This is a genomic window from Pseudonocardia sp. KRD291 (genome assembly GCF_019263595.1).
Lineage (GTDB): Bacteria > Actinomycetota > Actinomycetes > Mycobacteriales > Pseudonocardiaceae > Pseudonocardia.
Map to the genome: position 1 here is coordinate 1 of NZ_JADQDD010000467.1, position 2,593 is coordinate 2,593.

The window sequence follows — 2,593 nt, forward strand, 5'->3', positions numbered from 1 at the left end:
TCCCCGGGAGCGGTGACCCTGCGTCCGAGGCCCCTGATGGGCGACGGTCCCGCAGGGCCGTCCGGCATATTACGAACCGATCACGGGCTCATTAAATGACGTAGATCTCAAAGAGCGGGTAAAGATTCGTGACTGCGCTCACCGAAAGCAATTCCCAATCTTTCCGATCAGAAAAGGGTGCGGAATGCGAAGGGCCCGGCCGTGGAAACAACCACGGCCGGGCCCTCGGCGACACCGACGACGACGTCAGGACGTCGCGTCACCCCGGATGAACGCCTCGACGGCGTCCCGCGCGATGTTGTCGCGGTACTGCTCGGGCGGCGACTTCATGAAGTAGCTCGACGCGGACAGGATCGGGCCACCGATACCGCGGTCCATCGCGATCTTGGCCGCGCGGACCGCGTCGATGATGATCCCCGCCGAGTTCGGCGAGTCCCACACCTCGAGCTTGTACTCCAGGCTCAGTGGGACGTCGCCGAACGCGCGACCCTCGAGGCGGACGTAGGCCCACTTGCGGTCGTCGAGCCACGACACGTAGTCGGACGGCCCGATGTGCACGTTGGCCTTGCCCATGTCGCGGTCGACCTGCGACGTCACCGACTGGGTCTTCGACGTCTTCTTCGACTCGAGCCGCTCGAGCTCCTTCATGTTCAGGAAGTCCATGTTCCCGCCCACGTTGAGCTGCATCGTGCGGTCGAGCTGCACGCCACGGTCCTCGAACAGCCGGGCCAGCACGCGGTGCGTGATGGTGGCCCCGACCTGGGACTTGATGTCGTCACCGACGATCGGGACGCCGGCCGCGCGGAACTTCTCGGCCCACTCCGGGTCGGAGGCGATGAACACCGGCAGCGCGTTCACGAACGCGACGCCCGCGTCGATCGCGCACTGGGCGTAGAAGCGGTCGGCGTCCTCGCTGCCCACCGGCAGGTAGGACACCAGGACGTCGGCCTTCGCGTCGCGCAGCGCCGCCACCACGTCCACCGGCTCGTCGTCCGACTCGGTGATCGTCTCCCGGTAGAACCGGCCGAGACCGTCGAACGTGTGCCCGCGCTGCACGGGGACCCCGAGCGGCGGCACGTCGGCGATCTTGATGGTGTTGTTCTCGCTGGCGGCGATCGCGTCGGACAGATCCTGCCCGACCTTCTTGGCGTCGACGTCGAACGCGGCCACGAACGTCACGTCCCGGACGTGGTACCCGCCGAAGTCCACGTGCATCAGGCCGGGGACCTGTGTGGCCGGGTCCGCGTCCGCGTAGTAGTGGACGCCCTGGACGAGTGACGCCGCGCAGTTGCCGACGCCGACGACGGCGACACGAACCTGGCTCATGTCAGGCTCCTCCTCATTGCTGGTCGTGCTCCGGTCTCCGGAGGATGGGGTCCTCCGGGATGTCCTCGGCGTCGTCGCCGGAGGAGTTCTGGGGTGTTCCCGCGCCCTGCTCGGCGCGCTCGGTGGCGATCAGCTCGTTGAGCCACCGCACCTCGCGTTCGGTCCCCTCGAGGCCGAGCCGGTGCAGCTCGCGGGTGTAGCGGTCGATCTGCTCGCCGGTGCGGCCGAGCGTGCTGCGCAGGCCCTCCCGGCGTTCCTCCACCGCGCGGCGCCGACCCTCGAGGATCCGCATCCGGGTCTCGGCGGGGGTGCGCGAGAAGAAGGCGAGGTGCACGCCGAAGCTGCCGTCGTCCCAGGCCTGCGGGCCCGCGTCGGCGATCATGTCGGCGAAGCGCTCCTTGCCCTCGGCGGTGATCCGGTAGACCCGGCGCCCGCGACGTCCGCGCCGCGGCCAGGTGGTGACCTCGGGCGGGTCGAGGTCGTCCTGGTCGTCGGTCTCGATGATGAGACCGGCGCGGGTTAGCCGGCGCAGGGCCGGGTAGAGCGACCCGTAGGAGAACGCCCGCAGCCCGCCGAGCCGCAGGCCGAGCTGTTTGCGCAGCTCGTAACCGTGCAGGGGGCGTTCCTGGAGCAGGCCGAGGATGGCGAACTCGAGCATTCTCGCCTCCTCCGGTTCCTGGTCGGGCGGCTCGGGCGGCCCGTTCGGGGGGCTACCCGGTTGCGAGCGCCACTATATCGTTTCGATACATCGAGTCCCGAAGATCGAGAGCGCGATCACAGCCGGCGGTGAACTCCGGGCCGTGTCCGGATCCTCCCGCGCGTACGCTGGTCGGGTGCTCAGCCCGCGACAGGTGGTGGACTACGCCCTGCAGCGACGTGCGCTTCTGGCGGACGTGCATGCCGGTCGTACGACGCTGGCCGCGGTCTGCGACGCCGGTGCCTACCTGCAGAGAGCCGCCCGTTTCCACGGTGAGCCGATGGACCGGACCTGCCCGATCTGCCGCAAGGAGAAGCTGACCCAGGTCTCCTGGGTGTTCGGGGAGGGGCTGCGCCAGATATCGGGCTCCGCCCGGCGTCCCGAGGAGCTCGAACAGCTCGCCGCCCACCACACCGACTTCTCGGTGCACGTGGTCGAGGTGTGCCGGACGTGCGGATGGAATCATCTGCTCCGGTCCTTCGTCCTCGGCGCCGGTCGCACGACCCGACGCAGGACCGCAGGCGAGTGAGCCCCAGCCTCAGAGCCAGCCCCAGCCCCGCCGCCGGCGAA

The 2,593-nt window shown here is 69.1% G+C and carries 3 protein-coding genes; 1 reads left to right on the forward strand and 2 read right to left on the reverse strand.

Features of this window, described 5'->3' with window-relative positions; translation table 11 throughout:
• Positions 1-246: 246 nt before the first annotated feature.
• Positions 247-1,326 (reverse strand): inositol-3-phosphate synthase, encoded by a 1,080-nt coding sequence (locus I4I78_RS31790; protein ID WP_218615208.1) that lies wholly within the window; start codon positions 1,324-1,326, stop codon positions 247-249.
• 13 nt (positions 1,327-1,339) lie between these two features.
• A complete protein-coding gene (locus tag I4I78_RS31795) occupies positions 1,340-1,984 on the reverse strand; it encodes a PadR family transcriptional regulator (protein WP_218615209.1) in 645 nt (214 codons plus the stop codon).
• Between the two features lie 175 nt (positions 1,985-2,159).
• Here I4I78_RS31795 and I4I78_RS31800 point away from each other — a divergent pair, with 175 nt between their 5' ends.
• The gene (locus I4I78_RS31800) at positions 2,160-2,552 is read left to right on the forward strand and encodes a DUF5318 family protein (RefSeq protein ID WP_218615210.1); all 393 of its coding nucleotides are present in this window, start codon (positions 2,160-2,162) and stop codon (positions 2,550-2,552) included.
• Positions 2,553-2,593: the final 41 nt, after the last annotated feature.

What these genes read in the sequence shown, in the direction of transcription:
- I4I78_RS31795 (WP_218615209.1), bottom strand. Translation starts at nt 1,984, where the DNA reads ATGCTCGAGTTCGCCATCCTCGGCCTGCTCCAGGAACGCCCCCTGCAC.
- I4I78_RS31790 (WP_218615208.1), bottom strand. Translation starts at nt 1,326, where the DNA reads ATGAGCCAGGTTCGTGTCGCCGTCGTCGGCGTCGGCAACTGCGCGGCG.